At 51.7% G+C, this 14,774-nt stretch carries 11 protein-coding genes; 6 read left to right on the forward strand and 5 right to left on the reverse strand.

What is annotated here, in order from left to right; translation table 11 throughout:
• Positions 1-124 precede the first annotated feature (124 nt).
• Positions 125-1,492: an exodeoxyribonuclease VII large subunit gene (gene xseA / locus C1N84_RS05220; RefSeq protein ID WP_058770878.1), complete on the reverse strand. Its 1,368-nt coding sequence runs from the start codon at positions 1,490-1,492 to the stop codon at positions 125-127.
• A gap of 168 nt (positions 1,493-1,660) precedes the next feature.
• Here xseA and guaB point away from each other — a divergent pair, with 168 nt between their 5' ends.
• Together guaB and guaA are read left to right on the forward strand one after the other, a co-directional pair.
• Complete coding sequence (guaB, locus tag C1N84_RS05225; RefSeq protein WP_021506568.1) at positions 1,661-3,127, forward strand: IMP dehydrogenase; 1,467 nt, start codon at positions 1,661-1,663, stop codon at positions 3,125-3,127.
• 72 nt (positions 3,128-3,199) lie between these two features.
• Entirely contained in the window at positions 3,200-4,780 is a 1,581-nt protein-coding gene (gene guaA, locus C1N84_RS05230; RefSeq protein ID WP_021506569.1) for a glutamine-hydrolyzing GMP synthase, read from the forward strand.
• A 57-nt stretch (positions 4,781-4,837) separates the two neighbouring features.
• Here the strand turns inward: guaA and C1N84_RS05235 are convergent, their stop codons facing one another.
• From C1N84_RS05235 to C1N84_RS05245, 3 genes are all read right to left on the reverse strand, one after another.
• Complete coding sequence (locus tag C1N84_RS05235; protein WP_394541778.1) at positions 4,838-6,565, reverse strand: anti-phage dCTP deaminase; 1,728 nt, start codon at positions 6,563-6,565, stop codon at positions 4,838-4,840.
• A 96-nt stretch (positions 6,566-6,661) separates the two neighbouring features.
• Positions 6,662-8,617, reverse strand: a complete 1,956-nt coding sequence (locus C1N84_RS05240; protein ID WP_394541779.1) for an ORC-CDC6 family AAA ATPase — start codon at positions 8,615-8,617, stop codon at positions 6,662-6,664.
• 879 nt (positions 8,618-9,496) lie between these two features.
• Positions 9,497-10,408, reverse strand: coding sequence for a LysR family transcriptional regulator (locus tag C1N84_RS05245; RefSeq protein ID WP_264442224.1), 912 nt, complete (start codon positions 10,406-10,408; stop codon positions 9,497-9,499).
• Between the two features lie 95 nt (positions 10,409-10,503).
• On the opposite strand from C1N84_RS05245, the gene C1N84_RS05250 reads away from it, so the two are divergent.
• The 3 genes from C1N84_RS05250 to C1N84_RS05260 all read left to right on the forward strand — a co-directional run bounded on the left by C1N84_RS05250 (position 10,504) and on the right by C1N84_RS05260 (position 12,382).
• Positions 10,504-10,947 (forward strand): ester cyclase, encoded by a 444-nt coding sequence (locus C1N84_RS05250; RefSeq protein WP_264442226.1) that lies wholly within the window; start codon positions 10,504-10,506, stop codon positions 10,945-10,947.
• 20 nt (positions 10,948-10,967) lie between these two features.
• A complete protein-coding gene (locus tag C1N84_RS05255) occupies positions 10,968-11,888 on the forward strand; it encodes an NADP-dependent oxidoreductase (RefSeq protein WP_264442228.1) in 921 nt (306 codons plus the stop codon).
• Positions 11,889-12,013: 125 nt separating this feature from the next.
• A complete protein-coding gene (locus C1N84_RS05260) occupies positions 12,014-12,382 on the forward strand; it encodes a hypothetical protein (RefSeq protein ID WP_141496592.1) in 369 nt (122 codons plus the stop codon).
• A 6-nt stretch (positions 12,383-12,388) separates the two neighbouring features.
• On the opposite strand, the gene C1N84_RS05265 is transcribed toward C1N84_RS05260, so the two are convergent.
• Complete coding sequence (locus C1N84_RS05265) at positions 12,389-13,297, reverse strand: LysR family transcriptional regulator (RefSeq protein ID WP_136546898.1); 909 nt, start codon at positions 13,295-13,297, stop codon at positions 12,389-12,391.
• Positions 13,298-13,436: 139 nt separating this feature from the next.
• Here C1N84_RS05265 and C1N84_RS05270 point away from each other — a divergent pair, with 139 nt between their 5' ends.
• Positions 13,437-14,753 (forward strand): amidohydrolase family protein, encoded by a 1,317-nt coding sequence (locus C1N84_RS05270; protein ID WP_264442232.1) that lies wholly within the window; start codon positions 13,437-13,439, stop codon positions 14,751-14,753.
• Positions 14,754-14,774: the final 21 nt, after the last annotated feature.

Raw genomic sequence — 14,774 nt, forward strand, 5'->3', positions numbered from 1 at the left:
GTCGGACTCCCTGACGGATGGGTATGTCAGAAAGTATAGACCCGCTTATCAATCGCGCGCCGCTGCGTCTGCAGCCCGCGCGATTTACGGGGGTTATCAATCATTTATGCGGCTGAAAAGATTATCACGCCTTACGGCTGCGCGTCTTCTGTGGTTGTAACGCCGTCACCTGACTCTCCACCCAGCCATCATCCAGCCGGGTACGCAGCAGATCGCCGGTATGCAGCTGACGGGTCTTTTTCACCACCTGGCCCTGAGCATCGGTGGTGACGCTAAAGCCGCGCGCCAGCGTCGCCAGCGGACTCACGCCTTCCAGCTGTGCTGCCAGCGTACCAAAACGCTGCCGGCTGTGATTGAGCTGTTTTTCCATGCCCTGCTGCAGCCGGTAGTGCCACTGCTGTAACTGTTGCTGAGCGCGCAGAATACGTCCCTGCGGCTGCTGGGATTGCAGGCGCTGCAGCAGGCGATCCTGCTGGCGATGCGCCAGGCGCAGCCGCTGGTCGGCCGCTTCCTGCAGACGTCGCTGCAGCTGAATCAGCGTGGTTTGCTGGCGTGCCAGGCGCAGCTGCGGATGCTGCTGTTGCAGACGATGCTGCAGCCGGGTGAAGCGGCGCTGCTGCTGCGCCACGTAATAATCCATCGCCATCTCCATGCGCTGCTGCTGAGACTGCAAACGGCGCAGCAGCTCGATCTGGTTGCGGCTCACCAGTTCGGCAGCGGCAGAAGGCGTCGGCGCGCGCAGATCGGCAACAAAGTCGGCGATGGTCACATCGGTTTCATGCCCAACGGCGCTGACGATTGGCAGGCGGCTGGCAAAGATGGCCCGCGCCACGCGCTCGTCGTTAAAACTCCACAGATCTTCCAGTGAACCGCCGCCGCGCCCGACGATCAGCACGTCGCACTCGTCACGCTGGTTGGCCAGCTCGATGGCGCGCACGATGGCGGCGGGCGCATCAACGCCTTGCACTGCGGTCGGATAGATCACCACCGGCAGCGAGGGATCACGGCGATGCAGCACGCGCAGCACGTCGTGTAATGCCGCGCCGGTGGCGGAGGTGATCACGCCCACCTGGCGCGCCGGCTCCGGCAGCGGTTGTTTAAACTGCTGGTCGAACAGCCCCTCCGCCGCCAGCCGGGCTTTCAGCTGCTCAAACTGTTGCTGCAGCAGCCCTTCACCGGCCGGATGCATGCTTTCGATAATCAGCTGATAGTCGCCGCGCGGCTCATACAGCGTGATGCTGGCGCGCACCAGCACCTGCTGACCGTGCTGCGGGCGAAAGCTGACGCGTCGATTGCTGTTGCGGAACATGGCACAGCGCACCTGCGCGCCATCGTCCTTCAGGGTGAAGTACCAGTGACCGGAAGCGGGCTGGGTGAAATTGGAAATTTCAGCGCTGAGCCACACCAGGCCCATCTCATTTTCCAGCAGTTGGCGCACCGTGGTGTTCAGGCGGCTGACAGTAAAAATATTGGCGGTTGGCGGTAGCGACATGTGATGAGGATCAAATTTCAAATCAGAGGGTTAATTAACCGATACTACATGCCTGCCCCGGAGGATCAAGACTTTTTCCGAAAAAACACTGGAGGCAACCGATTTCGGCCTGTATAATGCCGCGGCAATATTTTATCTGTTTTAAACGCCCCAGGTGGAGATATTGCAATGTTAAGAATCGCGAAAGAAGCCCTCACATTTGACGACGTCCTGCTCGTTCCCGCTCACTCCACTGTTTTACCCAACACGGCCGATCTCAGCACCCAGCTGACCAAAAACATCCGTCTCAACATTCCTATGCTGTCTGCAGCGATGGACACCGTGACCGAAGCCGGTCTGGCGATTGCGCTGGCGCAGGAAGGCGGTCTGGGCTTTATCCACAAAAACATGTCGATTGAGCGCCAGGCGGATGAAGTTCGCAAGGTGAAAAAACACGAAAGCGGCGTCGTAACGGAGCCACAGACCGTGCTGCCAACCACCACGCTGGCCGAGGTAAAAGAGCTGACCGAACGTAACGGCTTCGCCGGTTACCCGGTGGTTAACGCCGACAACGAGCTGGTGGGCATCATTACCGGTCGTGACGTGCGCTTCGTGACCGATATGACGCTGCCGGTGACCGCGGTCATGACGCCGAAAGAGCGCCTGGTGACGGTGAAAGAGGGTGAAGCGCGTGAAGTCGTGCTGCAGAAAATGCACGAAAAACGCGTCGAGAAAGCGCTGGTTGTTGACGACAGCTTCCACCTGCTGGGCATGATTACCGTTAAAGATTTCCAGAAAGCTGAGCGTAAACCCAACGCCTGTAAAGATGCGCAGGGTCGTCTGCGCGTCGGTGCCGCGGTGGGTGCCGGTGCCGGCAACGAAGAGCGCGTTGATGCGCTGGTCGCTGCGGGCGTTGACGTACTGCTGATCGACTCCTCGCACGGCCACTCCGAAGGCGTGCTGCAGCGTATCCGTGAAACCCGCGCAAAATATCCGGACCTCGAAATCATCGGCGGCAACGTGGCGACCGGTGCAGGCGCACTGGCGCTGGCTAACGCGGGCGTGAGTGCGGTGAAAGTGGGCATCGGCCCGGGCTCCATCTGTACTACCCGTATCGTTACCGGCGTTGGCGTACCGCAGATCACGGCGGTATCCGACGCGGTTGAAGCGCTGGAAGGTACCGGTATTCCGGTCATCGCTGACGGCGGTATCCGTTTCTCTGGCGACATCGCCAAAGCCATCGCCGCGGGTGCGTCGGCGGTAATGGTTGGCTCAATGCTGGCCGGTACCGAAGAATCGCCGGGCGAAATCGAGCTCTACCAGGGCCGTGCGTTCAAATCCTACCGCGGGATGGGTTCACTGGGCGCGATGTCCAAAGGCTCGTCTGACCGTTACTTCCAGAGCGATAACGCCGCCGACAAACTGGTGCCGGAAGGTATCGAAGGGCGCGTTGCCTATAAAGGCCGCCTGAAAGAGATCGTGCACCAGCAGATGGGCGGCCTGCGCTCCTGCATGGGCCTGACCGGTTGCCCGACCATCGACGATCTGCGCACCAAAGCCGAGTTCGTGCGCATCAGCGGCGCCGGCATCAACGAAAGCCACGTGCACGATGTGACCATTACCAAAGAGTCACCGAACTACCGCATGGGTTCATAATCCCGTAAGATTTCCCGCCCGGCTCCAGCCGGGCGCTTTTATTATTAAGTCCATCCCAATGGAAACGCCTCAATGACGACTGAAAATATTCATAAACATCGTATTTTGATCCTCGATTTTGGTTCTCAGTATACGCAGCTGGTCGCGCGCCGCGTGCGTGAGCTGGGCGTCTACTGCGAACTCTGGGCGTGGGATGTCACCGAAGAGCAAATCCGCCAGTTCAACCCGAACGGCATCATCCTGTCCGGTGGCCCGGAAAGCACCACCGAGCACAACAGCCCGCGCGCGCCGGAATATGTGTTCAACGCTGGTGTGCCGGTGCTGGGCGTGTGCTACGGCATGCAGACCATGGCGATGCAGCTGGGCGGTAAGGTTGAAGGCTCGAACGAGCGTGAATTTGGTTACGCGCAGGTTGAAGTGACAACCCCGAGCGCGCTGGTGCGTGATATCGAAGATGCCATCAGCGCGGCGGGCAAACCGCTGCTAGACGTGTGGATGAGCCACGGTGACAAAGTCACGGCGATCCCGGCAGACTTCGTGACGGTTGCCAGCACCGAAAGCTGCCCGTTTGCCATCATGGCTAACGAAGAGAAGCGTTTCTACGGCGTGCAGTTCCACCCGGAAGTGACGCACACCCGTCAGGGCCTGCGCATGCTGGAGCGTTTTGTGCGCGACATCTGCGGCTGTGAAGCGCTGTGGACGCCAGCCAAAATCATCGAAGATGCGGTAGAGCGCATCCGTGAGCAGGTGGGTGAAGACCGTGTGATTCTCGGCCTGTCCGGCGGCGTGGACTCGTCCGTGACCGCGATGCTGCTGCACCGCGCGATTGGCGAGCGCCTGACCTGTGTGTTCGTCGATAATGGACTGCTGCGTCTGAATGAAGCTGAGCAGGTGATGGACATGTTCGGCGACCACTTTGGTCTGAACATCGTGCACGTTGCGGCAGAAGGGCGCTTCCTCGACGCGCTGGCGGGCGAGAACGATCCGGAAGCCAAACGTAAAATCATCGGCCGCGTGTTCGTGGAAGTGTTCGACGAAGAAGCACTGAAGCTGACCGACGTGAAATGGCTGGCGCAGGGCACCATCTATCCGGACGTGATTGAGTCGGCGGCTTCAGCTACCGGTAAAGCGCACGTGATCAAATCGCACCACAACGTGGGCGGTCTGCCGAAAGAGATGAAGATGGGCCTGGTTGAGCCGCTGAAAGAGCTGTTCAAAGATGAAGTGCGTAAAATCGGTCTGGAACTCGGCCTGCCTTACGACATGCTGTACCGCCATCCCTTCCCGGGCCCGGGCCTGGGCGTGCGCGTACTGGGTGAAGTGAAGAAAGAGTACTGCGACCTGCTGCGCCGTGCCGATGCCATCTTTATCGAAGAGCTGCGCAAAGCCGATCTGTACAACAAAGTCAGCCAGGCCTTTACCGTGTTCCTGCCGGTGCGCTCCGTCGGCGTGATGGGCGATGGGCGTAAATACGACTGGGTGGTTTCCCTGCGTGCTGTCGAAACCATCGACTTCATGACGGCTCACTGGGCGCACCTGCCGTACGACTTCCTCGGCCGCGTCTCCAACCGCATCATCAACGAAGTGAACGGCATTTCACGCGTGGTTTATGATATTTCAGGTAAACCGCCCGCGACGATTGAGTGGGAGTGATTATCTCTGTAGTTAAATTATTCAATTAATGTTAAGCCTGCATCAGCAGGCTTTTTTTTATTTCAACATATAGTCTAGTTCATCTTTTATGGGTATAACTTGTTCATAAAGACGATGGTATGATTTACCTATTGCCCCTCTAAATTGTACTAACTTTGGAGGAGTAGACCCTATATTGATTATATGATCCTGAGTAATTCCAGGGTATGGATCAATGAATATCACTTCAGATATACCAAGTTGATATGCTTTCTTGGCGCATAATTCACATGGACTGGCTGTGGTATATAATTTCCCACCTTCAATCCCCGAGTTGCCATATTTTACTAATTGTAAAAAAGCATTCTCTTCAGCATGTAAAGCTCGTGTATGAACTTGGTTGCTTTTATTATCTATACTATTATGTATGTCTTTAAAACAATATGAAATTGTTCTTCCTTTAAATATTTCATTTTTTATATTTATTGGTTTGAACTTAATGAGAAGGTCTTTGGCCTTCTCTCTAAATTTTTGATTGTTTCTCTCATATTCACTATATTGGTTTATGTCAAAATCATTAAGTAATCCATCAATAGATCTCATAGCACAAGGAATTTGGCCTTTCGCTACATCATTCCAACCAACTGATTTTATTGAATTATTGTCATCTGTCACTACAGCTCCCACTTGACGTGATATGCAGCCTGAGTTTAACTTTACAGAACATGCAACCTGCATTACTCGCTCCATTGAAGTGGGTGATATCAGGCCTGGGTGCTGCATGAGGGATATATACCAGGCAATCTGAGCTTTTAATACATTATTGTTATCAAATTCATTCTTTGGATTGAAAAGGTGAATATCAGAAATCTCAATGCACTTTTTAACGTTTGGGTTTGTGAGATGATTATATTCCCCCGTTCCTTTACCTGATTCTTCGTCATCGATTTTTTTTATTTGTTCGGCAGAGAATTTATGTAATCTTTGTAGGTATTTTGTTCTATGTTCATCTGGAGCATTTATAGAAATTAAATGAAATGCAGCATAGCGATCTTTGAAAAATTTAGCTTCATAAGGATTTCGGATTGCGTCGATAACAATATAGGCTTTATTGTTCTTTACTTTTCTAATTAGCTTTATTACTCGATTTATAGTTTCAGGTAAATGAAATACCGAATTTGGAACAAAATTTTCAGTATTATAACTTGCATCAACTCTCCCTATCCTTCGAATAGATTTTCCTGCAGATTGATACAAGGCAACATATAATCCAGATTCAATTGAATTAAGTTCGTGTTTTAAATCTCGTGTGAATTTTCTTACTAACTGCAGTATTCTAATAAAAGTGACATTTCTCCTATCTGCGAAATCAATATCATTGTTATGATCTAACAAGTTACGTAACACCCCAAGATAGTTTGTTTTTAGTAAGCTTTTTGACAAAACTCCATTTTTTACTAAGTCTAAAACTGATTTCTTTGATGCTGCATTTGCACAGCTCTGAATAAATTGTAATAATTTTGTGCTGGGCAAAACGAGTAAATAAATAGAAATAAGATCGCTTACTTTAATTGAATAAAAGTTCTCCCAATGGTTTTCAGCGAAATCCTTTACTATTGAGTAACGATTCAAATCCAGCCCACTATAAAATCCATTTAGGCTATTAATCTCTGGGAATGATATTTCCTTGCCTTCCAATATGTTAGCTGTTGTTGTGCAGCCAGAACCAGTTCTGCCTGTTAAACCAACCAAAATAAATTGACTGTTCTCTAAAAAAAGCTCACTAATAAACTTTTGGTCATTCATGGAGTCACCTCATTATTGTTATGATTTATCTTTATTGCAATTGTAGTCTTATGAAAAGGTTGCCATATTCATCCTCATGAAAGTTATATAATGTTATTAAATATTAGGTGCATCTATGCCAAAATATTCTTGCCAATGAAATTTCCAATGATCATTTAATGAGAATAAAGTTCTGCTACCAACTACATGTTTATCAAGCCACGGAAGCTGAAGTATTTTTTTGTTTCTCAATTCTCGTGATAAATTATTAGTTGCAATTTTAGGTCTATTTAATGTAATTATTATGTGTTCATTGATGAGCTTGGTTAGCTCTGCAGCATAACTTCTATTATAACCTTTAGCTTTTCTTAAGACTAAAGCTACTAGAATAATGGGAATATAAATTGTACCACCAATTTTTTTAATGCCTATATTATTTGGAATTGAGTTCAAAAAGTCTTCGTTTATCGACTTTTCGATAGTTGTCTTAAGTCTATGTTGTTTTTCTGGTAATTGTAATTTGTCTGAAGAGTCAATAAGATTTAATCTTAATTGACCATTCGAATCATCAAGATCTAGGATTGAATTTCGAACAGATCTATAATCTGATTTTGGTATTTCTATATATTGCAATTCATTATTATCGTTACAGTCAATTATTAAACCTAGTGGCGCATTTTTGGAAGACATCAACTCTACATAGCAACCATAATCAAGGGTATATAATGTGTACTTTTTGCCCACAGTACTTCTTGCTGATACACCTTGTTTAAGTACATGAATAACTCTCATATCATATAAATAATCGATAAGAGGATGACTTTTTTCATTGCTTAATAAGAAACCACGTGACTTTCGATGGCCTATTACTTCGTTAATGATTTTATCGAGCAAAGATACTGCTTCAGGCCTACTATTCAGAGCTGAATGTTTATTAACTTGAAACCATCGTTGTGCTGAGTGCCTTATATTCGAAATTGATATCTTATTTTCATTGGCATGCTGAGCAGCAAATGCAATTATATTAATTGCGTCTCTTGGAACTCCTTCGACAGCGCGGACATATTCATCAAATGAAGACGTCTGACTAAATATATCATTAATAAATGTGTGGTTATCATCAGGATAATCTAGGGTTTCATCAATTGCAGTAACATGTCGATAAAGTAATTTCTTGAAAAAATCTTTGGCTGCTGAGCTATCATTATCGAATACCATATATTCATCGAGGTTAATTACTGACGATGCATCTGAACCTAACTCAATCCCAATGGAACTAAAAGTTTTTGAATCGCTTTCCATAAAATTACATCTGTGAGCGATTGCGGCAATTTTGACAGTGATTCCAGGGATAGGAAATAAAATTCGACGCAGAAGTTCAGCTAAATAGGGTTGTAGCTCTAGTGGGACTTCAGACCATTCATCAATCAGAATCCAAAGTTCTTGATGCGGTAATTTCCCAATTAGTTTATTGAGTAAGCTTGTTATCGAGCCAAAATGAACTCGAAGAATTTCTTTGCCGGATGTTTTATTTTTTTCATTTTCGGTGTTACTGTCTCTCTTTGTATGATTAAATCCCGGACTAAAAATGTTGTTGCTGAAGCTGGCTGACAAAGAAACCTGCTTTTCAAGTGACGTAGATATACTGGCTTCTTCTTCTTTTGTACCAATGATACTCAACTCTGTTGCTTGATCAATAAAATCATTGAGTATCGAGGAGATTTCAGCTGTATTTTCAAGGTCATTATTGAAAGTATAGTCAAGTATATTCTCATGGATTATACATAGAGTATCGGATAAAAGGCGAGTTGCTCTCTCACTTAAGGGGATGTTCAGATCAGAAAAAATACCGCCTGTAGAACCGATTAAACGCATATCTATCGATACACTAATAACACCACGCTTAGTTATGTCATTATTGAGTACAGATAAAAAATGCGTTTTACCTGTACCTCGGCGACCGAACATTATTTGGTTATCAGTGCTGGAAAGCAGAGTGTATGTAGGGCCAACATCAACGAAAGATTTTACTAAGTAAGCAGTTTTTAATTTCTCAGCTCGTTTTGCTAGCATTAGAAATGCTTTATTTATTTTCCTCATGATCACCTACTTATAATTCCAAATTTTATTATTGAATTAATAATATGTATAAGGTTTCTTAAAAATGGGTGGTGGTGCTTTAGATTTCAATTAAGGTTTTCTTTAAGTTATTTAATTTTTTAAATTCCATTTTTCCTTTCTTGTAAGGTCTGTGTGCAGATTTATTTTATTAATGTGGTTTATATTTGATTGCAATGGGATTGAATTTGCATTGTGATAAAAAGTTAATAATGCTGCCGCCGCAAACATAGTAAAAAAGTGGCAGTGAATTATATGTGTATTGATTACTTACAATATTCAACACTTAAACGAAGCTGAAGTCAATATGTGGCTTCATGATTTTATATGCTGAATCAGACGAAGTTTATCCTTCCTGTTCATCTGCAGTTCAAAAGAAAATCCAGGGCTGGGTATCCGACTTACAAAAACACATTGAGAACTTCAGCAAAACAGAGATTACTTACAGACTTAAGTAATATATTTCAATGACATGTGGCATTACAAGTCCGTAAGGCTCGTATCATTTTCAGGTGAGCTAACATATGGGCGGAGTCCTATAGAGATTCTAGTACTCTAAACGAAACCAGCAATTGCAGGGCCCAGTACTGTAAGAGAAATGATGGCAGAGGAATTTTAAAAACCGCTGAACATGTCTGAAGATGAACTGAGGAAAACAATGAATTTTTGACAACAGGATATTGAAAATATCATTTTTGATATTCGTCGTCTTAATGATCATAAGGTTCGCTGGCAACCGCCAGCACCTGAAGCCTCAAAGCCCGCGTAACTGCGGGCTTTTTTATCCTGCCATCTTTCGCATCGCCCGATCCGCGCAGAATTCAGATACAGCGCCTACAGCCGTGCCGCCTGTTGTTCAATAAATTCCCTGAACCACTGCTGGGCGGGATGCGCGTCGCTGCGCCGGTGCCAGATCAGGTTGAACACCATTTCGGGCAACGACAGCGGTGGAGGGAACAGCACCAGCTGGCGACTGGCCTGCGCATGCAGTGCCACGCGCTTCATCACGGTCGCCGTCATGTGGGTTTGCGCCACGATAGACGGCACCGTAAACATCTGCTGGACCGTCAGCCCCAGCCGGCGCTTTTTACCCTGCTGCGCCAACACCTGATCAACCAGGCCGTACAGTTCACCTTCCGGCGAGACCAGAATATGCGGCAGCGCCAGGTAGCTCTCCATATTCATGCCGCGTCTGGCCGCCGGATGGTTGCTGGCGACGATGGTGACGAATTCGTCGCGCAATACCGGCCGGGAGATGATGCGGCTATCGCTGTGGGTAGGAATGACGCCGATGGCGACATCAATCGCGCCGGCATCTAACAAATCGACCGCGTGATCGCGGTTGGTAAACGCCTGCACATTCAATGACACGCCGGGGGCGACGTCCTGTAGCGCCTGCATTAACGAAGGCAGCAACACGAAAGCCGGATACTCCGACACGCCCAGTTTGAAGTTTATTTGCGCTTTTTCCGCTGCAAATGCGGGCTTTGCCACCAGCGTCGCTTCGAGCTGGCGCAACGCCCCGGCGATGGGGCCGGACAGATCGCGCGCACGCGCTGTTGGCAGTAAACCCTCCGCGCTGCGCATGAACAGCGGGTCACCGAACAGGGTGCGTAACCGTGACAAAGCGGCACTCATCGCCGGCTGGCTGACGCCCACCTGGGTTGCCGCCCGCGTGACGTTGCGCTCGTTCATCAGCGCGTCAAAAGCCACTAACAGATTGAGATCGATGCCATGAAAATCCATACGGCAAATAATCACTCATATTGAATATTTGTTGGACGAATTGTAGGGCGCTGCGCAAAATTCCACAACCAACCCCCACCTGAAAGTGAATAACGATGAATCCAGCAGCAGAATACGTACAACGGCTCAAAATTGAACGACAGGCGGTAGAGACGCTCTATCAGGCCTTCAGCGACAATAACCCCGATCTGGTCGATAGCGTGCTGGCTCCGTCATGGGAAGACATTCCGCTGGCGCCAGGACAAGTTGCCGGACCGGAGGGCATCAAGCCGATCATTCGCATGCTGGCGCAGGCCTTTCCGGACGTGAAGATCGTGGTGCATGACATGATTCAGGAACCGGGCCGCATCGCGGCGCGGGCGGAAATCAGCGGCACCCATCTCGGCGAAATTTTCGGTATCGCGCCGACCGGCAAGAAAGTCAGCTTCCGGCTGCATGAGTTCCATGCGCTGGAGGACGGCCGTCTGATCACCACCTGGCACATGGAGGATTGGTTTGGCCTGTTCCTTCAGCTTGGCCAGTTTCCGCCACAAGCCTGAATCAGACCGGAGAGTTGATAATGAAAGCAGCATTGATTGATACGTTTGGCACCGCCGATGTGCTGACTATTGGCGAACGTCAATTACGCGCCGCCAGTCCGGATGAGGTGACGGTACAGGTTGAAGCGGCGAGCGTTAACCCGCTGGATGTGAAAATTATCTCAGGGCACATGCAGCAGGTTTTCCCGGTGGACCTGCCTTACGTGCCGGGCATGGATTTCTGCGGCGTGATTACAGCAGCTGGCGAGCGCGTTAGCCATTTAAAACCGGGCGATCGCGTATTCGGGCGCACGCCACCTGGCGCAGGCGGGGCTTTTGCACAAAGCCTGGTGATCGCCGCCGATGACGTATGCCTTGTCCCGGCAGCGATGAGCGCCGAACAGGCCGCGGCGCTGCCTACCGCGTTTGGCTCCGCGCAGCAGGCATTGTTCGATGTGGGTCAGCTGCAGCGCGGCGAGCGCGTGCTGATTCACGCCGCAGCGGGTGGCGTCGGCAGCATGGCGGTTCAGCTGGCGCATCAGGCGGGCGCTTATGTCATCGCCACGGCGTCGGCGAAAAACCACGCGCTGGTGACCAGTCTGGGTGCCGATGAGGTGATTGACTACCGCACGCAGGACTTTGCAGCAACGCGCGATATCGACCTGGTGATAGATAGCGTCGGCGGCAAAACGCTGAGCCGCTCCTGGTCCGTGCTGCGCGCCGGCGGGCGCATTGCCACGCTGGTGGAGTTTGGCATCACGCCCGTCGGCGGCCAGCACGGCGAGTTTGTCTTCTTCGCCAGCGCGACGCCGTATCTTGCCCGGGCGAGCAGCCTGTTCCAGGCCGGGCAGTTACAGGTCATCATCGACGCTATCTTTTCGCTGGATGATGCACGCTCCGTGCTGGAGAAGGTGGCGACCGGCCATGCGCGCGGCAAAGTGATTATCCGCGCCAACCCTTAACGCCTGGCGTCATGTCGCAGTAAAAACGCGCCCGCTACCCCGCGGGCGTTTGTTTACCGGTCTGTCGCAGGGGATAAGGATGTGTTAATAATCTGGCGTTAACGGCAGAGGCTTCAGGAGGAAACGTGCTGTTTAATTTCAGAGCCGCGGGCAAGCGCGCACCACCTGGCAAACGCCCGCTGACATCCATCATCATTCTCTATCTTGTGATGCTGTGCGGTACGGCTTTTCTCGCGTTTCTGCCGCTGATCTGCGCGATGGGCGCCGGATATGTCGCCAGTCTGGCGGGCTGCCAGCTGGACGAAGGCAACGTGCATCCCTGTTACATCCTGGGAGAAGATCGCGGCCAGTTGCTGTATGAATTAGGCGTCATGGGCTGGTTCCTGCTCGGCACCATTCCCCTGGGTGGGATACTGTTTTTACTCGCAACGCTCACCTTCATCGTTCAGCTGGTGGGCTATTACCGGCAAACACGCGCTGAGGGTAATCGGTAATTTGCGTCAGCTCTGTTCCGCACAAATCTCCAGGCAAAAACCGAGAAATGCCTCCACCGCCGCCGGGGCCAGACGGCGCGAAGGCCGGGTGATAAACAGCGGATAGGTTTCGTCAGGCCAGTCGGGGAAAAGTTCGACCAGTTCACCGCTGGCGATCAGATGTTGCACGCTCAGCGCCAGCACCTGGGCCACGCCGGCACCGCCGACGCACGCCTGTACCATTAAATCCGGATCGGTGGTGGTCAGATGGCCGTGGGTGGCGACCGTCAGCCGCTGCGTGCCACGATGAAACTCCCAGCTAAAGGGCTTATTGCTGCGCGGATCGATGTATTGCAGACAATTGTGCTCAGTCAGCTGCTGCGGCTGCGTCGGGCGGCCACAGCGTGCCAGATAGTCCGGAGCGGCCACCGTCAGGACGCGCGTTTGTAACAGCAGGCGTGAGGTCATGGTGGACGGCGGCTGCGGCCCAAAACGCACCGCAACATCAATACCTTCTGCCACCAGATCGCCCACATCGGGCTGCTGCAAAATCGTCAGTTCCAGATGCGGATAACGGGCACGCAGCAGCGGCAGCTTTGCCGCCAGCACATAGCGGGAAAACAGCGGATTGAGGCTCACGCGCAGCGTACCGCGCACCGTCACGGCGGCGCCGGAGACGTAGTTTGCTGCTTCTTCAATCCCTTCCAGATGCGGCGCTGCCCGCTCATACAGGCTGGCACCTTCGCTGGTGAGATGCAGGGTGCGGGTGGTGCGATCCAGCAGGCGCACGCCAAGACGCTGTTCCAGTCGTGAAATCGCCCGGCTGACGCCCGAGGCGGATAACCCCAGCACCTCACCGGCGCGGCTGAAGCTGCCGGCTTCAACCACGGCTGCCAGCACGCTCATGCCGGATAATAGTCGGCCATCAAAACTCATCCTGTTCTCCATCTTTGATTTTTAGCAAAGATCATTTGCCTGAGCCTACCTTTATCAAAAATGCGCTGCAACTTATTGTGTGCTCCGAAACGCGACCGGCACTGACCGCCGGATTCTGATCCCTTTTGAGGAGAATGTTATGACTGTACGGCGCACCCTTTTTAAAGGCGGCACTATCCTGACGCTGGACGCCAGCGTGCCCGACCTCGTCTGTGGCGATGTGCTGATTGAGGACGATCGTATTGCCGCCGTGGGGGAAAACCTTTCCGCCGACGATGCGCAGGTGATTGATGCCCGCGGCCATATCGTGATGCCGGGCCTGGTGGATGCGCATCACCATATGTGGCTGGGCGCGATGCGCCGCCTGATGCCCAACGTTGACGACCTGTTTGTCTATATCGATGTGGTGGCAGAAACGCTCGGCGCGCATTACCGTCCGCTGGATATGTACCTCAGCACCCGGCTGACCGCGCTGGCTTGCCTGGATGCCGGCATCACCACGGTGATTGATGCCTGCCACAGTTCACGCAGTCCGGCGCATACCGATGCGGCGCTCGACGCGCTGCAGGAGAGCGGTATTCGTGCGCTGCACATGGTTGGCGCAGCAATGGATAAGCAGGCTTCCAGCGATCATCTGCCGGGCGATCTGGCCCGTCTCGCCAGCCGCTGGAACCACGCCAGCAGCCGTGTGCAGGTTGGCCTGTTTGGTCAGCTCAACCTGGCGTGGTGGCGCGTGGCGCGCGAGCTGGATATGCGCATTCTCACCGAGTTTATTGGTGACCTGGCGCAGCTGCCGGCAGAGTTTGCTGAACCCGGCTTGCTGGGTCCGCACAACATTTTCAATCACTGTACGCGCGTACCGGCGCACACCTGGCAGCAGCTGGCGGACGCGGGCGTCAACATTACCGTGAATCCGCGATCGGATGCGCTGTTTGGTTTCGACGACGACAGCTTTGCCTGGCAGCAGGCGGTCGATCGCGGAATGACGCCGGCGCTCGGTATCGATCTCGATACTGCCTTCGGCAGCGATCTGTTCGGTGAAATGCAGGCGCTGTTTAACCAGCAGCGCTCAGCGATGCGCTATCGCCGCTTCCGGGGCGAAAACGACGTACCGGCACCGATTAGCGTGGAAGCCGTACTGCAGTCGGCAACGATTAACGGCGCACGTGCGGCCGGGCTGGAGCAGCAAACGGGCACGCTGACGCCAGGTAAACAGGCCGACGTCATTATGCTGCGCACCGATGGTATCGGCGTTTTCCCGCTGACCAGCGTGACGGCAACGGTAGTGCAGGCGGTGCAACGCGCCGATGTTGATACCGTGATGGTGGCGGGTGAACTGCGTAAACGTCATGGTCAGTTGCTCAACGTCGATGTGGCACAGCTGAACGCGGAAATTACCGCCTCGCGCGATTATCTGCTGAATGCCAGCGGCTATCACCATTCTTTGTTTGCCTGATTTTCCGCAGCGCGGCGTCCT

The sequence above is a fragment of the Pantoea sp. SGAir0418 genome (assembly GCF_043529865.1).